Annotated in this window: 16 protein-coding genes; 7 read left to right on the forward strand and 9 right to left on the reverse strand. The window is 62.0% G+C overall.

The features are described from left to right. Positions 1-67 precede the first annotated feature (67 nt). Entirely contained in the window at positions 68-1,276 is a 1,209-nt protein-coding gene (locus tag ACVOLS_RS14690) for an acetyl-CoA C-acyltransferase (protein ID WP_303749719.1), read from the forward strand. Between the two features lie 312 nt (positions 1,277-1,588). On the opposite strand, the gene galU is transcribed toward ACVOLS_RS14690, so the two are convergent. The 8 genes from galU to cmk form a co-directional block, all read right to left on the reverse strand. Next, positions 1,589-2,467, reverse strand: a complete 879-nt coding sequence (galU, locus tag ACVOLS_RS14695; protein WP_481546207.1) for a UTP--glucose-1-phosphate uridylyltransferase GalU — start codon at positions 2,465-2,467, stop codon at positions 1,589-1,591. Next, positions 2,467-4,383, reverse strand: a complete 1,917-nt coding sequence (locus ACVOLS_RS14700) for a polysaccharide biosynthesis protein (protein ID WP_481546208.1) — start codon at positions 4,381-4,383, stop codon at positions 2,467-2,469. The genes galU and ACVOLS_RS14700 overlap by 1 nt, the downstream gene beginning before the upstream one ends. Before the next feature lie 14 nt (positions 4,384-4,397). Next, the gene (locus ACVOLS_RS14705; RefSeq protein WP_481546209.1) at positions 4,398-5,354 is read right to left on the reverse strand and encodes an MraY family glycosyltransferase; all 957 of its coding nucleotides are present in this window, start codon (positions 5,352-5,354) and stop codon (positions 4,398-4,400) included. A gap of 18 nt (positions 5,355-5,372) precedes the next feature. Then, on the reverse strand, positions 5,373-6,551 hold the full coding sequence (lapB, locus tag ACVOLS_RS14710) for a lipopolysaccharide assembly protein LapB (protein ID WP_481546210.1): 1,179 nt from the start codon (positions 6,549-6,551) through the stop codon (positions 5,373-5,375). A 6-nt stretch (positions 6,552-6,557) separates the two neighbouring features. Continuing rightward, positions 6,558-6,857: a lipopolysaccharide assembly protein LapA domain-containing protein gene (locus ACVOLS_RS14715; RefSeq protein WP_481546211.1), complete on the reverse strand. Its 300-nt coding sequence runs from the start codon at positions 6,855-6,857 to the stop codon at positions 6,558-6,560. A 96-nt stretch (positions 6,858-6,953) separates the two neighbouring features. After that, positions 6,954-7,259, reverse strand: coding sequence for an integration host factor subunit beta (locus ACVOLS_RS14720; protein ID WP_057628209.1), 306 nt, complete (start codon positions 7,257-7,259; stop codon positions 6,954-6,956). Between the two features lie 87 nt (positions 7,260-7,346). Further along, positions 7,347-9,032: a 30S ribosomal protein S1 gene (gene rpsA, locus ACVOLS_RS14725; protein WP_481508286.1), complete on the reverse strand. Its 1,686-nt coding sequence runs from the start codon at positions 9,030-9,032 to the stop codon at positions 7,347-7,349. A 193-nt stretch (positions 9,033-9,225) separates the two neighbouring features. Then, positions 9,226-9,900: a (d)CMP kinase gene (gene cmk, locus ACVOLS_RS14730; RefSeq protein WP_481546212.1), complete on the reverse strand. Its 675-nt coding sequence runs from the start codon at positions 9,898-9,900 to the stop codon at positions 9,226-9,228. A 191-nt stretch (positions 9,901-10,091) separates the two neighbouring features. Between cmk and ykgO the strand changes: the two genes are divergently transcribed. From ykgO to ACVOLS_RS14760, 6 genes are all read left to right on the forward strand, one after another. Continuing rightward, positions 10,092-10,217 (forward strand): type B 50S ribosomal protein L36, encoded by a 126-nt coding sequence (ykgO, locus tag ACVOLS_RS14735; protein WP_057628212.1) that lies wholly within the window; start codon positions 10,092-10,094, stop codon positions 10,215-10,217. A 199-nt stretch (positions 10,218-10,416) separates the two neighbouring features. Further along, positions 10,417-10,746 carry a hypothetical protein gene (locus ACVOLS_RS14740; RefSeq protein WP_481546213.1) on the forward strand — a complete coding sequence of 110 codons (330 nt, stop codon included), beginning with the start codon at positions 10,417-10,419 and terminating at the stop codon, positions 10,744-10,746. Between the two features lie 69 nt (positions 10,747-10,815). Next, positions 10,816-11,853 carry an agmatine deiminase family protein gene (locus ACVOLS_RS14745; protein WP_481546214.1) on the forward strand — a complete coding sequence of 346 codons (1,038 nt, stop codon included), beginning with the start codon at positions 10,816-10,818 and terminating at the stop codon, positions 11,851-11,853. 399 nt (positions 11,854-12,252) lie between these two features. Then, positions 12,253-13,140: a carbon-nitrogen hydrolase gene (locus ACVOLS_RS14750; protein ID WP_481546215.1), complete on the forward strand. Its 888-nt coding sequence runs from the start codon at positions 12,253-12,255 to the stop codon at positions 13,138-13,140. An 11-nt stretch (positions 13,141-13,151) separates the two neighbouring features. After that, on the forward strand, positions 13,152-13,682 hold the full coding sequence (locus tag ACVOLS_RS14755; protein ID WP_481546216.1) for an N-acetyltransferase family protein: 531 nt from the start codon (positions 13,152-13,154) through the stop codon (positions 13,680-13,682). After that, positions 13,675-14,907, forward strand: a complete 1,233-nt coding sequence (locus ACVOLS_RS14760; RefSeq protein WP_481546217.1) for a TraB/GumN family protein — start codon at positions 13,675-13,677, stop codon at positions 14,905-14,907. The genes ACVOLS_RS14755 and ACVOLS_RS14760 overlap by 8 nt, the downstream gene beginning before the upstream one ends. A gap of 362 nt (positions 14,908-15,269) precedes the next feature. Here ACVOLS_RS14760 and ACVOLS_RS14765 read toward each other — a convergent pair whose 3' ends face one another. Further along, entirely contained in the window at positions 15,270-18,341 is a 3,072-nt protein-coding gene (locus tag ACVOLS_RS14765) for an efflux RND transporter permease subunit (RefSeq protein ID WP_481546218.1), read from the reverse strand.

The raw sequence follows: 18,341 nt of genomic DNA on the forward strand, positions 1-18,341 counted from the left end.
CGGGGTGGCGCTGCCAGCGCCGCCCTCGCCCGCCCTCACGCTCACACCTATTGAAGAGATCACTGCAATGACCAAGCAAATCCAGGACGCCTACATCGTCGCCGCCACCCGCACCCCGGTTGGCAAGGCGCCCAAGGGCATGTTCCGCAACACCCGTCCGGACGACATGCTCGCCCACGTACTCCGCTCCGTGGTCGCACAGGCCCCGGGCGTGGACGTCAACCGCATCGACGACGCCATCATCGGCTGCGCCATGCCTGAAGCCGAGCAAGGCATGAACGTGGCGCGCATCGGCGTGCTGCTGGCAGGCCTGCCCAACACGATCGCCGCGCAGACGGTGAACCGCTTCTGCTCGTCCGGCCTGCAGGCCGTGGCGATGGCCGCTGACCAGATCCGCCTGGGCAACAGCGACCTCATGCTGGCCGGCGGCACCGAGTCGATGTCGATGGTGCCGATGATGGGCAACAAGATCGCGATGGCACCGAGCGTGTTCGACAACGACCACGTCGCCATCGCCTACGGCATGGGCATCACCGCCGAGAAGGTCGCCGAGGAATGGAAGGTCTCGCGTGAAGAACAGGACGCTTTCGCCCTGGCCTCGCACCAGAAAGCCATCGCCGCGATCCAGAACGGCGAGTTCAAGGACGAGATCAGCCCCTACGACATCGTTTCGCACTTGCCTGACGTGGCTGACGGCAAGCGCATCATCACCCGCAACAAGCTGGCCGATACCGACGAAGGTCCGCGTCTGGATTCGTCCATCGAAGGCCTGGCCAAGCTGCGCCCGGTGTTCCGCAACGGTCAGTTCGGCGGTTCGGTGACGGCAGGCAACTCCTCGCAGATGAGCGATGGTGCCGGCGCAGTGCTGCTGGCCTCCGAGCAGGCGATCAAGGACTACGGCCTGACCCCGCTGGCCCGCTTCGTCAGCTTCTCGGTCGCCGGCGTGCGCCCGGAAGTGATGGGCATCGGCCCGATCGCGGCGATTCCGAAGGCACTGAAGCAGGCCGGCCTGAGCCAGGACCAGCTGGACTGGATCGAGCTCAATGAAGCCTTCGCCGCACAGTCGCTGGCGGTGATCCGCGATTGTGGCCTGGACCCGTCCAAGATCAACCCGCTGGGCGGCGCCATCGCCCTGGGCCACCCGCTGGGCGCTACCGGTGCGATCCGTACGGCCACCCTGCTGCACGGCCTGCGCCGTCGCCAGCAGAAGTACGGCATGGTGACCATGTGTATCGGTACCGGCATGGGCGCTGCGGGCATCTTTGAATCGCTGTAAGCGGTTTGCTGTTGCGCTGATTGAAGAAGGCGGCCTTATGGCCGCCTTCTTCTTTTGTTCATCGTGAAGAGCCCTCCTCTCCCCAACCCCTCTCCCGCACAAGGGGAGAGGGGCTTGAAGCGCTGCGAGCGCCAGCATTCCTGCCAACTGCAGCTGTACCCCCTCTCCCCCTGCGGGAGAGGGGTTGGGGAGAGGGGTAGCTCTTCGCATGGACTCCCAGCATCACCAAAAAGCAGAAAGGCAGCCTTCCGGCTGCCCTTCAAACCCACAACGCTGACGAACAGCATCAGCGCCGACGATGCTGGTCGGTATTCACTCCGCCAACATCTTCTGCATCATCTCGCGGGCCGGTCCAGCCAACTTCTCGTTCTCCAGCGCAAAGCGCACGGTGGCCTCGACGAGACCCAGGTGCGTGCCGCAGTCAAAACGCGTGCCTTCGAAGCGATACGCATCCACCTGCTCAGTCTTGAGCAACTGTGCAATCGCATCGGTCAGCTGGATCTCGCCACCCGCGCCGGTGCCGGTTGCTTCCAGCAACTCGAAGATTTTCGGGCTGAGTACATAGCGGCCAACCACCGCCAAGTCGCTCGGCGCATCTTCCGGCTTCGGCTTCTCGACGATTTGGGTGATATGCCCTTTGCGGCCATCGAATGCGTCAGTTGCAACGATGCCGTAACTGCCGGTCTTCTCATGCGGCACGTCCTCCACCGCAATGACGCTGGCGCCACTGGCCTGATTCAGGTCAGCCATCTGCTTCAGCGCACCTTCGCCACGGTTCCAGATCAGGTCGTCCGGCAACAGCACCGCGAACGGTTCATCGCCAACGATCGCCTTGGCACACAGCACGGCATGGCCAAGCCCAAGCGCTTCGGCCTGGGTCACGAACACTGCACGCACGCCCTTGGGCAGAACGTGGCGAATCAGTTCCAACTGCTCCTGCTTGCCAGCTCGCTCGAGCTTCTGCTCCAGCTCATAGGCCTTGTCGAAGTAATCGGCGACTGCATGCTTGTAGCGATTGGTGATGAAGATCAAGGTGTCGCAACCGGCCTCGATCGCCTCGTCAACCGCGTACTGGATCAATGGCCGGTCGATGATCGGCAGCATTTCCTTCGGCACAGTTTTTGTAGCTGGCAGGAATCGCGTTCCAAGCCCGGCAACGGGGAATACCGCTTTTTTGATTCGACCGTGCATCAGTGACTTCTTCCAGCTTCTTTGGTGGTGGGAAACGGAACGATGTTGGCAGTACCCGCCTGTCTCGCCGCATCTTCGGCAGACATGAACTCGGGAATGGTTGTCGCAAGGATAGTGCGCATCGCCTCGATGTCATAGGCCATAACAGCTTTCCTGAGGGCCGTCACGTTGTTCAAGACCAGCTCGGGAGAGAACTCACGCACCCCGGCCGCCATTACCTTCGGGTGCGCCGTCGGCTGGCAGTTCTCATCTGCGTAGAACAACCTCTCGTGCAGCTTCTCACCTGGACGCAAGCCGGTGTAGATAATTGGAACATCGATTCCTGGCTGCTTACCCGCCAGCCGGATCATCTGTTCGGCAAGGTGACGGATGAGGACAGGCTCACCCATGTCCAGCATGTAGATCGCACCGCGTGAAGACGATGCCGCTGCCTGCAGAATCAGCAGACAAGCCTCGGGAATCGTCATGAAATAGCGCGTTACATCAGGATGCGTGACGCTGATCGGGCCGCCCTTGCGGATCTGCTCACGGAACATCGGCACCACGCTCCCCACCGACCCCAATACGTTGCCGAAGCGGACAGTGACAAACCGGGTGTGGGCGCTGCGCCGATTCAAACTCTGGCAGATCATCTCGGCGTAGCGCTTGGTTGCGCCCAATGCATTGGCCGGATCAACTGCCTTGTCGGTTGAAATGAAGACGAAGTTCTCTACCCGCGACTCAATGCAGGCGGTGGCGACACATTCGGTCGACAAGGTGTTGTTGCGCACTGCTTCGCGCAACTGTGCCTCCAGCAGGGGAACCTGCTTGTAAGCCGCAGCATGGAACACGGTATCGGGGTTGTAGCTGCGCAGCGCATGGCGGATCACCGCTGGATCGCCACAATCGCCCAGCACGCCATGGACCTCCAGATCAGGGAAGCTCCTGCTCAGCTCCGCCTGGATATTGATCATCAGAAGTTCGCTGATTTCCAGGACCACGATGCGGGATACACCGTGCCGCGCACACTGGCGACAAAGCTCCGAACCAATGGAGCCACCACCGCCAGTCACCAACACGGTTCGCCCGCGCAGCCAGCTGCGCAGCAGCTCCCAGTCCGGCAGGATTGGTTTGCGCCCCAGCAGATCTTCGATGGCGACTTCCTTGAGCTGACCCGGCAGCGAGCTGCCCTCCAGAATATCGGTCAGACGCGGAACCGTGCGGAACGGCAAACCGGTGCTCTCACAAAGTGCTACCACGCGCTGCATACCCGCTGCATCAAGCGTCGGAATGGCGATGACCAGGAGTTTTGCGCTGGTTTCCTTGGCAACCACCGCAACCTCGTCCAGGGTGCCGAGAATCGCCGCGCCGTGCAGCCAAGCACCCTGCAGATGCGGCGAATCATCCAGCAAGCCCACCGGCTCATAGTCGCCGGAACGACGCAGATCCTTGATCAGTGATTCGGCGGCCTGGCCGGCCCCTAACACCAGCACGCGTCTGGCGCGGGCGTCCGAATGCTGCGCCTGGTAGTCCTTCCAGGCACGGTAAAGCAGACGAGGGCCACCCAGCATCGCCGACAACGCGAACGGGTAGACCACCAATACAGAAATGGGTATGCCTTCCAGACGGCGGTAGGAGAACACCATGACTATCGCCAGCAGCCCGATGAAGCTGGCCTTGAAGATGTTGATCAGGTCGGCAACCGACGCAAATCGCCACAGACCGCGGTACAGCCCTACCTTCCAGAACGCGAGCGCCTGAATCGCAATGACTGCAGCAACGTCAAGCGAGAACCAAGGATGCACGGGACCTGCATCCAGTAAGGCAAAGCGCGCCATCAGCAGTAATTGCCAGCACAACCACACCATCACCAGGTCGTGCAGCATTACCGCGTAGCGTGGGCCACCACCTACAAAGCGCTCGAACCAAGACGCCATAAAGAACTCTGTCCTTAATTAAGTGCCTTAGCACGCAGAAGGGCCCATGCCAGTGCCGTAGCAACCAGCCAGGTAACACCCCCTGCCCACCCCCAACCTAGGGGAAGCCTTGAAAATTGCGCTGCAAGTGTAAGCCCCACAACGCTGAAGATCGAATACCCAAGCGTAACAGCTGCGTGACTGCATTCACGTTTCACCAAGCGCTGATAGAGATGCTGGGTGTGCGGCTGCATCCAAGGCTCGCCTTTCAGCATTCGTGACAACAGCGTGAAGCCCGAATCGGCTAGAAATGCCGCTGGAAGCATCAACCACAGTACCGGCGCGCTGTCAGTAGCACTCAGCCCAAGCGCCAGCAGACCAGCCACCAGATAGCCAAGCGCGCCACTACCCACGTCACCCATGAAAATCCGGGCCCGGGGAAAGTTGAACGGCAGGAATCCCGCACAGCCAGCTGCCAGCACCAAGCCGGCCAACGCATAGGGCGCCGGCAGCATCCATGCCGAGCCAAGCCCGACCAGGATGGCCTGGGTAGTGGCCAAGCCATTGATGCCATCCATGAAGTTCCAGATGTTCACCAGCGACACGGTCAGCCCAAGACAGAACACCGCCTTTATCAGGCTACCAGTACCCAGCCACACCAATACCGCCAGCATCAGCCCGGCCAATACATGAACGCACAAACGCGGCAATGCGGGCAGCGAACGGTGATCGTCCCACCAGCCGATTCCCGCGACGATCAACAGGCCAAGCGCGAACACCAGCAGGGCGAGTGCATGCTCCGGCAACCACACAGCCCCCAGCACACAGGCCAGCAGCTGCGACACCACAATACCGACACCCCCGCCACGGGGGGTCGATACGACGTGACTGCGACGCTCGCCAGGCTGGTCGATCAACTGCTGCCAGCGCGCATAGCGGATCGCCAGCCAGGTAAAAGCCGCTGCAGTACCCAGTACCAGCAGCACCAGCAAGTAATGCGGTTCCAGCACTCAGAGCACCGCGAAGTTCAATAGCGGTTTGACCGTACCCCACTCCTTGCAGCTGGGACATTGCCAGTGGTGCGTGCGCGCACCGAAGCCGCAGCGCGTGCAGCGATAGGCTGGATTGCGGACCAGCAATTGATCGGTGATGTGCTTCAGGTCCTGCAAAGTGGCCACCGGATCAGCGCCTTCGGCCAAGGTCAGATCGATCAAGGCGGACTCGCCGCGCACCGATGGCCGATCCTTGAGCTGGCGCCCCAGATAGGCGCGCGCAGGCGCCGGCCCTTCCTGCTCTTCCATCAATCGGGTGAGCGCCAGTACCGGCGCGATGCCGCGGTAGTGTTCGGTCATTTCAGCCAGGAACGCGCGCGCGCCGGCGAGATCACCCACATTGCGGTAGTTCTTCAGCAACTGCGGCAGGATCTCGGGCAGGTAGTCCGGATCATTGCGTGCCGCCCGCTCAAACGCGCGCACGGCCGCTTCGTCATTGCCGAAGTCGCTCTCCAGGCGGCCTTCGATGATGCCAGCGCGCACGCTCATCGCATCGGCGACATTGGCACGATTGATCGCCGCGCGTGCGTCGTCCAACCGCCCCGCCGCGCGGTAGCGCTCGGCCAGTTCGCATTCGAACTGCCCGATCAGCTTGCCCATCGGCTCATCGGTGACCGCTTCATAGCGGGTTGCATTCTCGATGGCTTTTTCCCAATCACGCTCGGCCTGATAGATCCCGATCAGATGCTTCAAGGCCTGCGGGGCGCGTTGGTCGAGCTGCGCCAACTCGGTGAATACGGTTTCGGCGCGATCCAGCAGGCCGGACTTCATATAGTCCTCACCGAGCGCGAGCAATGCCTGCACGCGCTGCGTGTCACTCAGATCGTTGCGATTGACCAGACCTTGATGCAGGCGGATCGCCCGGTCCACTTCACCGCGGCGGCGGAACAGATGCCCCAGCGCAACCTGGGTTTCGAAAGTCTCCTTGTCCAGCTCTGCAATATGCAGGAACAACTCGATGGCCTTGTCCGGCTGCTCGTTGAGCAGATAGTTCAAGCCACGGAAATAGGTACTGGAAAGACGGGTGACCTGATTCTCGCTATGGCGTTGACCACTGCGGCGACCAATCACCCAGCCGCCGATCGCGGCAACCGGCAGGCACAGGAAAAACCAGAACCACTCACTGATGAAGGCCATCGTTGCTCAGCGTCCGTCAAAGGGAGAGGGCGTCTGCGCGACAGGCGCAGCAGGCTCTGATGCCGTCAGGGCGGCGGCTTTATTGGCGCGACGCAGCTTGGTGTACATCGGCACCACCAGCGCCGCCATCACCATTCCGCCACCGACCAGGGCACCGAGCAACAGCGACGCGATGATTGCGATACCCGAGGTGGTCTTGAGCACCCAGAACGCAAGGCTGATTTCGATGGGCTGCGAGTTGAGCGAGCCGATCACCAGACCGCCTATCAACACCGCCAGCAGAATCACTAATCGAACGGTCTTCATGCGCCGGCTTACTCCTGTAACAAGAGCCCGTAGCTTACCGTTCAGCGGGAGAAATGGCAGCAGTCAATCTGCTGCGCAACACCCAGCCAGGACCACTCAGGCAGGGTCGCTTTCCAGCGGCACCACCGAACTGACGCGCTCGCGCAGCTCCTTGCCCGGCTTGAAATGCGGAACATGCTTGCCCGGCAGCGCAACCGACTCACCCGTCTTCGGGTTACGGCCCAGGCGCGGCGGACGGTAGTGCAGGGAAAAACTGCCGAAACCGCGGATCTCGATGCGGTCGCCGGAGGACAGCGCCCCACCCATCATTTCCAGCAACGACTTCACCGCCAGATCGACATCATCAGCCTTCAGGTGCGCCTGGTGGCGCGCGAGGATTTCGATCAATTCGGATTTGGTCATTGCGTACTCGTCAATGGCAGGGTCTTACCCTGAAACGGCCCGGACTGATGTCCGGGCCGCCAGGTCAAATCTACAACAGGAAGCCGATTACTCGGACTTGTTGCCGTTCAGCTGTGCACGCAGCAGTGCGCCCAGCTGGGTGGTGCCGCTGGATGCCGAAGAGGACTGGTATTCCTCCAGCACTTCGCGCATTTCGGCATCGTCCTTGGCCTTGATCGACAGCTGCAGGGTACGGCCCTTGCGGTCCATGCCCACGAACTTGGCTTCGACCTTGTCGCCGACCTTCAGGAACTGGGTCGCGTCGTCGACGCGCTCGTTGGCGACGTCACGTGCCGAAACGTAGCCTTCGATGCCGTCAGCCAGCTCGATGGTTGCGCCCTTGGCATCAACTTCCTTGACAACGCCTTCGACCTTCGAACCCTTCGGGTTGGCAGCCATGTACTGACCGAACGGGTCCTGCTCAAGCTGCTTGACGCCCAGCGAGATGCGCTCGCGCTCCGGATCGACGGCCAGGACCACTGCGTCCAGGGTGTCGCCCTTCTTGAAGTTGCGAACCACGTCTTCGCCGGTGGTGTTCCAGCTGATGTCCGACAGGTGAACCAGACCGTCGATGCCGCCGTCCAGACCGATGAAGATACCGAAATCGGTGATCGACTTGATCTGGCCGGAAACCTTGTCGCCCTTCTTGAAGATGGCGGCGAAGGTTTCCCACGGGTTGGCAGCAACCTGCTTCATGCCCAGCGAGATACGACGACGCTCTTCATCAACGTCCAGCACCATCACTTCGACTTCATCACCAACCTGGACAACCTTGGACGGGTTGACGTTCTTGTTGGTCCAATCCATCTCGGACACGTGCACCAGGCCTTCCACGCCCGGCTCGATCTCAACGAACGCGCCGTAATCGGTCACGTTGGAGACCTTGCCGAACACGCGGCTGTTGGCCGGGTAACGACGTGCGATGTTGTCCCACGGATCCTCGCCCAGCTGCTTCAGGCCCAGCGAAACGCGGTTGCGCTCGCGGTCGAACTTCAGCACGCGCACGTCCAGCTCGTCGCCGACGTTCACGACTTCGGACGGATGGCGCACGCGCTTCCATGCCATGTCGGTGATGTGCAGCAGGCCGTCGATACCGCCCAGGTCCACGAATGCGCCGTAATCGGTCAGGTTCTTGACGACACCCTTCAGGATTGCGCCTTCCTGCAGCTTGTCCATCAGCTGCTCGCGCTCTTCCGAATGCTCGCTCTCGACAACTGCACGACGCGACACGACCACGTTGTTACGCTTGCGGTCCAGCTTGATGAGCTTGAATTCCAGCTCCTTGCCTTCCAGGTAGGCCGGGTCGCGCACGGGGCGCACATCGACCAGCGAACCAGGCAGGAATGCGCGGACATCCTTGATGTCCACGGTGAAACCACCCTTGACCTTGCCGCTGATGCGGCCGGTGATGGTTTCGTTCTTCTCCAACGCTTCTTCCAGCTCGTCCCACACCATGGCGCGCTTGGCTTTCTCGCGCGACAGGATGGTTTCGCCGAAGCCGTTTTCGATCGAGTCCAGTGCAACCTTTACCTGGTCGCCCACGCCCACATCGATTTCACCAGCGTCGTTACGGAACTGTTCGATCGGCACGATGCCTTCGGACTTCAGGCCGGCGTTGATCACGACCACGTCGCCGCGGACTTCAACGACGGTACCGATAACGATGGCACCGGGCTTCAGCTTGGCCAGATTGGCCTGACTGGCTTCAAACAGTTCTGCAAATGATTCGGTCATTAGATTTACTCAGTTGAACATATGGACAGCGGATCTGTTGCGAAAACCCGTACTGTCCAGCCTGTTGGACGACCCCATGGCAGCGGCCGAATGTGAATGAAAAAGCCCACCACGCACCATTGCGCAGCGGGTTGTTGCAACATCTTTGGTGCGACTGCGATCGATCAACTGATCGCACTCAACGCTGCGAGGATCAGGCTTCCTTGGAAACCAGACCCAGCACCTTGGCAACGACGTCGTCGATGCCAATACCGCTGGTGTCGATGAGGATGGCGTCGTCGGCCGGCCTCAGGGGCGCCACTGCGCGCTGTGCATCACGGGCGTCGCGGGCCATGATCTCACGCAGGAGGTCTTCAAAGTTAACCGAAACCCCTTTTTCTTTCAACTGTTTATGCCGCCGCTCGGCCCGCTCCTCGGCACTGGCTGTCAGGAAAACCTTGAATGGGGCGTCCGGGAAGATGACGGTGCCCATATCGCGACCATCGGCCACCAACCCGGGCAAAACCCTGAATGCGCGCTGACGCTCCTTCAGCGCAGCCCGCACCTCCGGAATGGCGGCGATAGCCGAAGCCAGCGCACCAGTAGTCTCCAGGCGCAGCTCATCGGTGGCATCGGTACCATTGACCAGTACCCGCAGGCTCTCGCCCTGCTCCACGAACTGCACCTTGGTATCAAAGGTGCAGCGCACCAGCGCCGAGGCGTCGGAGGTGTCGATATCGGCCCAACTTGCAGCTACGCCTACCGCGCGATACAGCGCGCCGGAGTCCAGGTAATGCCAGCCCAACTGACGGGCAATGATGCGACTGACGGTACCCTTGCCAGCCCCGGACGGGCCATCAATGGTGAGAACGGGAGGCAGCTGGCTCATTTAAACGCCTGTCTGGAACGAGAATCGGGCTATTCTAACGCCCCGCGCCGCCCTGCTCGCACCCATTTGCACGCAAGCACTTGAACTGGCGCGGAAATACCCGGTAGAATGGCGGGCTTGAACGGGCGTTATCCTGCATATCCGCGGCCACGCTCCTAAGATCTCCTTACCAGTATCCGCCGAGGTATGTCATGAAAGTTCTGTCCTCCCTGAAGTCGGCGAAGACCCGTCACCGTGATTGCAAAGTTGTGCGCCGTCGCGGCAAGATCTTCGTGATCTGCAAGTCGAACCCGCGCTTCAAGGCTCGCCAGCGCTGAGCCAACTGGCGCAAGCCAGGGCTTGATCCTCAAGGATCAGGCAACGCCAAAAAGCCGCCTTTCCGGGCGGCTTTTTGCGTACCGGGCCAGGCACCGCGATGACGCATTGCTGAGTGCATGCAGCAACAACGACGCAGGACTGCACTTTCCTCGTCATTTTTTGCTGTAATCCCAACCTGTCCTCTGGGGAGATGTGACCATGAAGCACGCATTCAAGATTCTGAGCCTGATCGCCGTACTGGCTACCGCACCGGCAGTGCACGCTGACACCTTGTTGATCGAGCGCGCGCAGGAAAAGCCTGCCCAGGCCATTCCAGCCCGTGGCCAGAGCATGGCCGAGGTGGAAGCCCGCTTCGGTGCACCCAGCGAACGCATGGACCCGCGCGGCGGCCAGAAGCGTCAATGGCCGACCATCAACCGCTGGGTTTATCCGGCCTTCACCGTGTACTTCGAGAAGCAGCGCGTGATCGACGTGGTCGCCCGCCAGGCCAGCCCGGATGAAATCGGGCCCAAACCGCCGATCCGCTGACTTCCTTCCAGGCGGCTGGCCCTGGCCTGCCGCTCCAACGCCCGACCGGGCCGAACGCATCCGAGAAGAATGAACGAAACGCTCCGCTTTCCAGCCGAATGGGAAACCCAGTCCGGCGTATTGATCGCCTGGCCGAATGCCGACACCGACTGGGCCGAGCGCCTGGCCGAGGTTGAGGAAACCTACATCGCCCTGGTCAGCGCCATCACCCGCTACCAGCCGGTACTGATCTGCGTGGCCGATGACGACATCGAGACCTACGCGGAAATGCGCCTGCGCTCGAACCGCGTGGACATGCAGCGCGTACAGTTCGTCACCGCACCTTACGACGATACGTGGCTGCGCGATTCCGGCCCGATTACCCTCAAGCGCGCCGACGGCAGCTTCCAGCTGCTGGATTTCCGCTTCACCGGCTGGGGCGGCAAGTTCGAAGCCAGCCTCGATGACCAACTGGTCGGCGTGCTCGACCAGGCACAGGTGTTCAACAACGCACAGGTCCGCAGCATTCCGTTCGCACTGGAAGGCGGCGCGATCGACACCGACGGTGCCGGCACCTTGCTGACCACCTGGAAGTGCCTGCACGAACGCCACCCTGAGCGCGAGCGCGATTCACTCAGCGCCGACATGGCCAGCTGGATGCAGCAGGACCGCGTGCTGTGGCTGGACCATGGCTACCTGGAAGGCGACGACACCGACGCCCACATCGACACCCTCGCCCGCTTTGCCTCGGTTGACAGCATCGTCTACCAGAACTGCGACGATCCGCAGGACACGCATTACGCCGAGCTGCAGGCGATGGGTGCAGAGTTGGCCGCCCTGCGCACCAACGACGGCAAGCCCTATCGCCTGTTCCCGTTGCCGTGGGCCGAACCGGTGCTCGACGAAGGCCGCCGCCTGGCAGCGTCGTATGCCAACTTCCTGATCGTCAACGGCGCGGTGCTGATGCCGGCCTATGGCGACGCCGCCGATGATGCAGCGCGTGATGTACTTGCCCAGGCCTTCCCGGACCGCGAAATCGTGCAGGTCCCCTGCCGCTCGCTGATCTGGCAGAACGGCAGCCTGCACTGCATCACCATGCAGCTGCCAGCCGGCCTGCTAAAAAACTAAACGCCGCACCTGTAGTGCCGAGCCATGCTCGGCAGAGGCTTTACAAGCGAAAAGCCCCCTCACCCCAACCCCTCTCCCGCAAAGCGGGAGAGGGGCGCAAGCGTAGTGCCGAGCCATGCTCGGCAGAGGCTTTACAAGCGAAAAGCCCCTCACCCCAACCCCTCTCCCGCAAAGCGGGAGAGGGGCGCAAGCGTAGTGCCGAGCCATGCTCGGCTGCCTTTCGCCCAGTACCGTGCAATCCGGATCTGCTACGTACATGTTCAGCCGAGCATGGCTCGGCTCTACCGGAGAGAAGCGCAGGCAGTCGCATGCGCGCCGCAGCCCCCTCCGTTCAGCCCAGACCGCATTGCCAACCCGCATCCGCGTTAACATGCGCGTTTTCCCACGCAGGATCGCAGCATGAACTCGCGCAGCCCTCTTACCGTCGCCCTGGTGCAGGAGCGAAACCACGGTGATGCCGCCGCCAACCTGGCCGTGATCGACGCACGCGTCGCCGAGGCTGCCGCGCAGGGCGCGAAACTGGTGCTGCTGCAGGAACTGCACAACGGCGCGTACTTCTGCCAGCACGAGTCGGTGGACGAATTCGACCTGGCCGAGCCGATCCCCGGCCCCAGCACCGAGCACCTCGGCGCACTGGCCAGGAAACATGGCGTGGTCATCGTGGGCTCGCTGTTCGAGCGCCGCGCCGCCGGCCTGTACCACAACACCGCCGTGGTCTTCGAAAAAGACGGCAGCTTGCTGGGCAAGTACCGCAAGATGCACATCCCCGACGACCCGGGCTTCTACGAGAAGTTCTACTTTACCCCCGGCGACATCGGCTTCAAGCCGATCGAGACCTCGGTGGGTCGCCTCGGCGTGCTGGTCTGCTGGGACCAGTGGTATCCGGAAGCCGCCCGCCTGATGGCGCTGGCCGGTGCCGAACTGCTGCTCTACCCGACCGCGATCGGCTGGGACCCGGACGACGTGCAGGACGAGAAGAACCGCCAGCGCGATGCCTGGGTGCTTAGCCATCGTGGCCATGCCGTCGCCAATGGCGTGCCGGTACTGAGCTGCAATCGTGTCGGTCATGAAGCCTCGCCGCTGGGCGCGTCCGGCATCAACTTCTGGGGCAACAGCCACGTGCTGGGCCCGCAGGGCGAATTCATTGCCGAAGCCGGCACCGACGCGACCCTGCTGGTCTGCGACGTCGACCTGCAGCGCAGCGAGCACGTGCGCCGGATCTGGCCGTTCCTGCGGGACCGCCGCATTGATGCCTACGGCGACCTGCTCAAGCGCTACATCGACTGACCGGACCTGACATGAGCCTGCAGCTGCGCACCGCCACACCCGCTGACATCCCGGCCATCACCGCGATCTACGCGGTGGAGGTGCGCGAGCTGGTCAACACCTACGAGTACGAAGTTCCCGCCGCGTCCGAAATGGCGCAGCGCATGCAGGACATCACCGCACGCGGTTTCCCCTATTTCGTTGCCACCATCGACGGCGAGGTAGCCGGTTACGCCTATGCCAACAGCTACCGTGCCCGCATAGCCTATCAATGGACCGTTGAGAACTCGGTCTATGTTGATGGCCGCTTCCAGGGCCAGGGCGTTGGCAAGGCCCTGATGCAGGCCTTGATCGACGAATGCACCGCACGCGGCTTCCGGCAAATGATCGCGGTGATCGGCGAACCGACCAATACCGCGTCGATCAAGTTGCATGAGCGTTTCGGTTTCGAGCTGGTTGGCGTGTTCCGCGGCCTTGGCCGCAAGCACGGGCGCTGGCTGGACACGGTACAGATGCAACGCGCACTCGGCGAAGGTGCCGACAGCGCCCCATCCAATGAATGAAGCAATGACTGACTCCTCGATTGAAACCGGCGGCGAACTGCTGGCCGGCCAGCCCGTGCGCGTGGTTGAACGCGACGGCGTGCGTTACACCTTGCTGGGCACCGCCCACGTATCCGCCGCCAGCGTACAAGCTGTCGAGCAGGCAATCGCCAGCGGTCAGTACGACGCAGTCGCGGTCGAGCTGGACCCGCAGCGCCTGCAGGCACTGACCAATCCCAATGCACTTGCCCAGCTGGACCTTGTTGAAGTGATCCGCAAGGGTCGCGTGGCGCTGTTTGCCGCCAACCTCGCCCTGGCCGCCTATCAACGTCGCCTTGCCGAGCAGCTCGGCATCGAACCCGGCGCCGAACTCAAGCGCGCGGTGGAACTGGCCAAGGCCAACGATCTGCCAGTGCACCTGATCGACCGCGATGTCGGCCTCACCTTCCGCCGCGCCTCGCAGAGCCTGGGCTTCTTCGGCAAGCTGAAGCTGGTAATGGGCTTGGGTGCGGGCCTGTTCTCGTCCGAGGATGTGGGCGAAGAAGAGATCGAGAAGCTCAAGCAAGGCGACATGCTGGAGTCGAGCTTCGGTGAGTTCGCCAACGAAAGCCCGGAGCTGTATCAGGCCATCATCGGCGAGCGCGACCGTTACATGGCAACGCGCCTGCGCGAGGAGCACAACAGCGAGCAGCGCAACGTGCTGGCCGTGGTTGGTGCTGGTCACCTGGCAGGTCTGGCGCGTTACCTGGAAACCGATACCGACGCGCCCGGCCCGCTGCGCGAGCAGCTGGAGTTGGTGCCGAAGAAGCGCAACATCCCGTGGATCACGCTGGGTATTCTGGCGATCGTGCTGGGTGGTATTGGGTTTGGCTTCTGGAAGGGCGGCATGGGCATGGGTGCCGACATGCTGCTGACCTGGGCGATGTTCACCGGCGGCTTGGCTGGCCTTGGCGCACTGCTTGCCGCCAGCCATCCGCTGAGCATTCTGACCGCGATTGTTGTTGCACCTTTCAAGCCTTTCCGTTTGAGCATTCCCACCGGCGCGTTTTCGGCGTTGGTGGAGACGCGGCTGCGCAAGCCGACATATCAGGATTTCCTGCAGCTGCGTGATGATGCGCAGAGCGTGAAAGGCTGGTACCGGAATCGTGTCACCCGCATCGTGCTGACTTTCATGCTGACCAATCTGGGCAGCATGCTGGGCCTGTGGCTTACCGGCTTCAGTGTCTATGGAAAGTTGGCTGGGTGAAGCTTTGGCTTTGAGGCTTTGGCTCTGAGGCTTTGGCTTTGAGGCCTTGGCTTTGAGCTTTGGTTTAAAAGCTGTAAATGCTTTAAAAGCTCAGAAGCGCCCTCACCCCTACCCCTCTCCCGCATGCGGGAGAGGGGGCTAGCTCTCACGCGTTTTCCTTTGCTGCTGCATCGTCGGCTTCGGCAGCGCGAAAGCCTGATCGCCAGCTTTGGCTGTTGCTTCGGCCTTTGATCCAGCCTTTGCCTTGGCTGTCCCCTCTCCCGCATGCGGGAGAGGGGTAGGGGTGAGGGCAGCTCTTGCTTCAGCTGTTGATATTGCCTTCGCATTTCCCAGCAGCTACAGCCGCCCTGCCCTCCAAGCAATCAACCCTCTGCAACAGCCGCATGTTCCACCGGCGGCAAGCCACGCGCGCGCCGCACCAACCGCGCCGTGCCCGTGCGCAGATCATCCAACAACGCATAGATGGTCGGCAGGAACAGCAGACTCACCACCGTCGAGAACGCCAGACCACCCGCAATCGCACGCGCCATCGGGTAGTACGGCGGCATGCCATCAGCCGTGGTCGTGTTCAGGGCAATCGGCACCATCGCCAGGATCGCCGTGCCCATCGTCATCATGATCGGCCGCAGACGCTCACGGCTGCCCTCGATCAAGGCCTCCGTGCGCGACACACCACGTCGGCGCAGGTTGTTGATGTGCTCGATCATCACGATGCCGTTGTTCACCACCACGCCCATCAGCACCAGGATGCCGATCACCGCCATGATGTTCATCTCGGTGCCGGTCAGCCAGAACAGCCAATACACACCGTAGATCGAGAACAGCACGCAGGACATGATCGCGGCCGGGAACAACAGCGACTCGAACACCGCCGCCATGATCACCACCATCAGGATCAGGGCGATGAAGATCGCACTCACCATCTGATCCATGCCGTCGAAGTTGATGTTGAAGCCGGCGCCATTGAAGGTATAGCCATAGCCCGGCGGGAACTGCACGCGATCCAGTGTCTCCTCGACGGACTTGCGCGCCTGGTCCATCGGCACGTCCTTGGCCAGGCCGGCCTCGATACGCAGCATGGTCTGCCGGTTCAGGCGCTGGATGGAATTGGCCGCCGGATTGACGTTGACGTCCACCATCGCCAGCAGCGGGATCTCCTTGCCACTGGAGCTGCGTACCATGAACGAAGACAAGTCCTCGATGCTGTAGTTCTCCGAGCCCGAGAAGCGCACGTTGACCGGAATCTCGACGTCATCACGGTGGAAGTCACGCAGCGATGAGCCACGCAACGCCATGCCAACGAACTGCGCCACCTGCTGGGCACTGAAACCATACGACGCCGCGCGCTCGCGGTTGACCCGCACCGCCAGCTCGGCATTGGCATCACCCACGTCCACGCGCACATCACGCAACTTGGAATTGCGCGCCAGGATCGGCACGATGTCGTCGGCCAACTCCCGCAGAGTCTGGCTTGAATCACCGACCAGACTGAAACGCAGACCCTGCCCTTCGCTGCCCATGCCACCCGGCCAGCCGATACCTATCTTGGCACGCGCCGACTGTGGCAGCCCCTTGCGCACCTCTTCCTCGATCTTCTTGCTTTGCTCGCGGTCGTCAACGGTCAGGTACAGGCGCGTCTGCGCCCAGCCCTGTTCGGCGAAACGGCTGTACACGCGCTTGATCTTGAACTCGTCGCGATTGGCGTTGACGAAGTCCTCGACCCGCTGCACTTCCTTACCCATCTCTTCCTTGGAATAGGAGCCCTTCCATTGGTAGAAGATGTTGATCTCATCCGGATCATTGTCATCGCCACCACCGGTGGTATGGGTCATCGGCCACACGCTGAGCACCGACACCAGCACGATACCGGCTACGCTCCAGCCACGGTTCTGCAAGGTCCAGCGCAGTATCCGCGCATAACGCTCCTGCAGACGGCTGATGAACGGCGACTTCAATGCCGGCGGGGTCTTCATCCGTGCCGACAGCATCGGGATCAGGCTCACCGCCACCAGCCACGAGGCCAGCAACGAGAACGAGATGGTCAGCGCCAGCTGGGTCAGGTAGATGGTGATGATGTTCTTCTCGCCGAACATCATCGGCAGGAACACCACGCAGTGGCACAAGGTGCCGGCCGACAGTGCGATCGCCACATGGCGGGTACCGATGATGGATGCCATCTCCGGTTTGCCGGGGTATTTCTCGCGCTCCTGGTAGATGCTCTCCACCACCACCACGGCGTTATCCACCAGCATGCCCACCGCCAGCAACAAGCCCATCATCGAGATGATGTTCAGGCTGATGCCGGTGAAGTACATGAAGCCCAGCGTCATGATGAAACAGATCGGGATCGCCATTGACACCATCAGCGTTGACGGCCAATGGCGCAGGAAGGCGTACAGCACGATCACCGATAACAGCAGGCCGATCGCACCGGCCTCGGCCAGCGCAAGCAACGAACTTGTGACCGCCTTGCCGGAATCCCAGGCGATCTCGATGTCGACACCGCGCAACGCCGGATCCTCGCCCAGCAACGCGACTTCCTTGGTCACAGCGCGCGACAGGTCCACCAGGTTCGCCGAGCGCTCCTTGTAGATGTCCACGCCCACGCTGGGCTTGCCTTCCATGCGTCGCACATAGCTCATACGCTGCGGCTGCAGGCTGACCTCGGCGATGTCGGACAGGCGGGTACCGCGGTTGTTGACCGGCAGGTCGCGCAGCTCCTGCACTTCCAGCAGCTCGCCCTTGGGTTGCACGCGCAGGCGCCGACCGTCCTCGGTGATCTGTCCGGCCGATACCGCGAAGTTGGCCGCCTGCAGCTTCTGCACCAGATCATTCAGGGCCACGCCGTGCGCGCTGATGCGGTCCTTGTCCAGCGCGATCAGAACTTCCTGCTTGGCAACGCCTTCCACTTCAACACGGGCCACGCCGGGCAGACGCTCCAGGCGCTGCTTGATGGCACGCTCGATCATGTCGGCGCGCGCGGTCAGGTCCTCGGCACTGTTCAGACGCAGGCTGATCGCTTCCTGGTCACTGGTGCTCCAGCGCTGCACGTAGTAACGACGGAAGTCGTCCGGCAACTCGTCACGCACCGCGTCGATACGCTCACGCGCTTCGGACGCGGCCATGGCGATATCGCGGTTCCAGTCACTGAATTCGACCTGGATCTGCCCGCCTTCGGCGTTGGCGCGCGAGTTCATCGTCTTGATGCCGGGCATCGTGGCGATGGCCTCTTCAACCGGCCGCAGCAGGTTGCGCTCCACTTCTTCCGGGGTCGAACCCGGGTACGGCAGTGCGATGAAGAAGAACGGGATCGATGCTTCCGGTTCGGACTCCAACGGCAGCTTGAACGCAGCAATCAGGCCGATCACCACCATCGACACAAACAACATGATGGTGGTGACAGGGCGGCGGATGGACAGCTCGGTGATATTCAT

This window comes from Stenotrophomonas sp. STEN038, assembly GCF_056759895.1.

Bases quoted from the DNA above. Each gene is read 5' to 3' on its own strand.
- ACVOLS_RS14690 (WP_303749719.1), top strand. From the start codon at position 68: ATGACCAAGCAAATCCAGGACGCCTACATCGTCGCCGCCACCCGCACC.
- galU (WP_481546207.1), bottom strand. From the start codon at position 2,467: ATGCACGGTCGAATCAAAAAAGCGGTATTCCCCGTTGCCGGGCTTGGA.
- ACVOLS_RS14700 (WP_481546208.1), bottom strand. From the start codon at position 4,383: ATGGCGTCTTGGTTCGAGCGCTTTGTAGGTGGTGGCCCACGCTACGCG.
- lapB (WP_481546210.1), bottom strand. From the start codon at position 6,551: ATGGCCTTCATCAGTGAGTGGTTCTGGTTTTTCCTGTGCCTGCCGGTT.
- ACVOLS_RS14715 (WP_481546211.1), bottom strand. From the start codon at position 6,857: ATGAAGACCGTTCGATTAGTGATTCTGCTGGCGGTGTTGATAGGCGGT.
- ACVOLS_RS14720 (WP_057628209.1), bottom strand. From the start codon at position 7,259: ATGACCAAATCCGAATTGATCGAAATCCTCGCGCGCCACCAGGCGCAC.
- rpsA (WP_481508286.1), bottom strand. From the start codon at position 9,032: ATGACCGAATCATTTGCAGAACTGTTTGAAGCCAGTCAGGCCAATCTG.
- cmk (WP_481546212.1), bottom strand. From the start codon at position 9,900: ATGAGCCAGCTGCCTCCCGTTCTCACCATTGATGGCCCGTCCGGGGCT.
- ykgO (WP_057628212.1), top strand. From the start codon at position 10,092: ATGAAAGTTCTGTCCTCCCTGAAGTCGGCGAAGACCCGTCACCGTGAT.
- ACVOLS_RS14740 (WP_481546213.1), top strand. From the start codon at position 10,417: ATGAAGCACGCATTCAAGATTCTGAGCCTGATCGCCGTACTGGCTACC.
- ACVOLS_RS14745 (WP_481546214.1), top strand. From the start codon at position 10,816: ATGAACGAAACGCTCCGCTTTCCAGCCGAATGGGAAACCCAGTCCGGC.
- ACVOLS_RS14750 (WP_481546215.1), top strand. From the start codon at position 12,253: ATGAACTCGCGCAGCCCTCTTACCGTCGCCCTGGTGCAGGAGCGAAAC.
- ACVOLS_RS14755 (WP_481546216.1), top strand. From the start codon at position 13,152: ATGAGCCTGCAGCTGCGCACCGCCACACCCGCTGACATCCCGGCCATC.
- ACVOLS_RS14760 (WP_481546217.1), top strand. From the start codon at position 13,675: ATGAATGAAGCAATGACTGACTCCTCGATTGAAACCGGCGGCGAACTG.
- ACVOLS_RS14765 (WP_481546218.1), bottom strand. From the start codon at position 18,341: ATGAATATCACCGAGCTGTCCATCCGCCGCCCTGTCACCACCATCATG.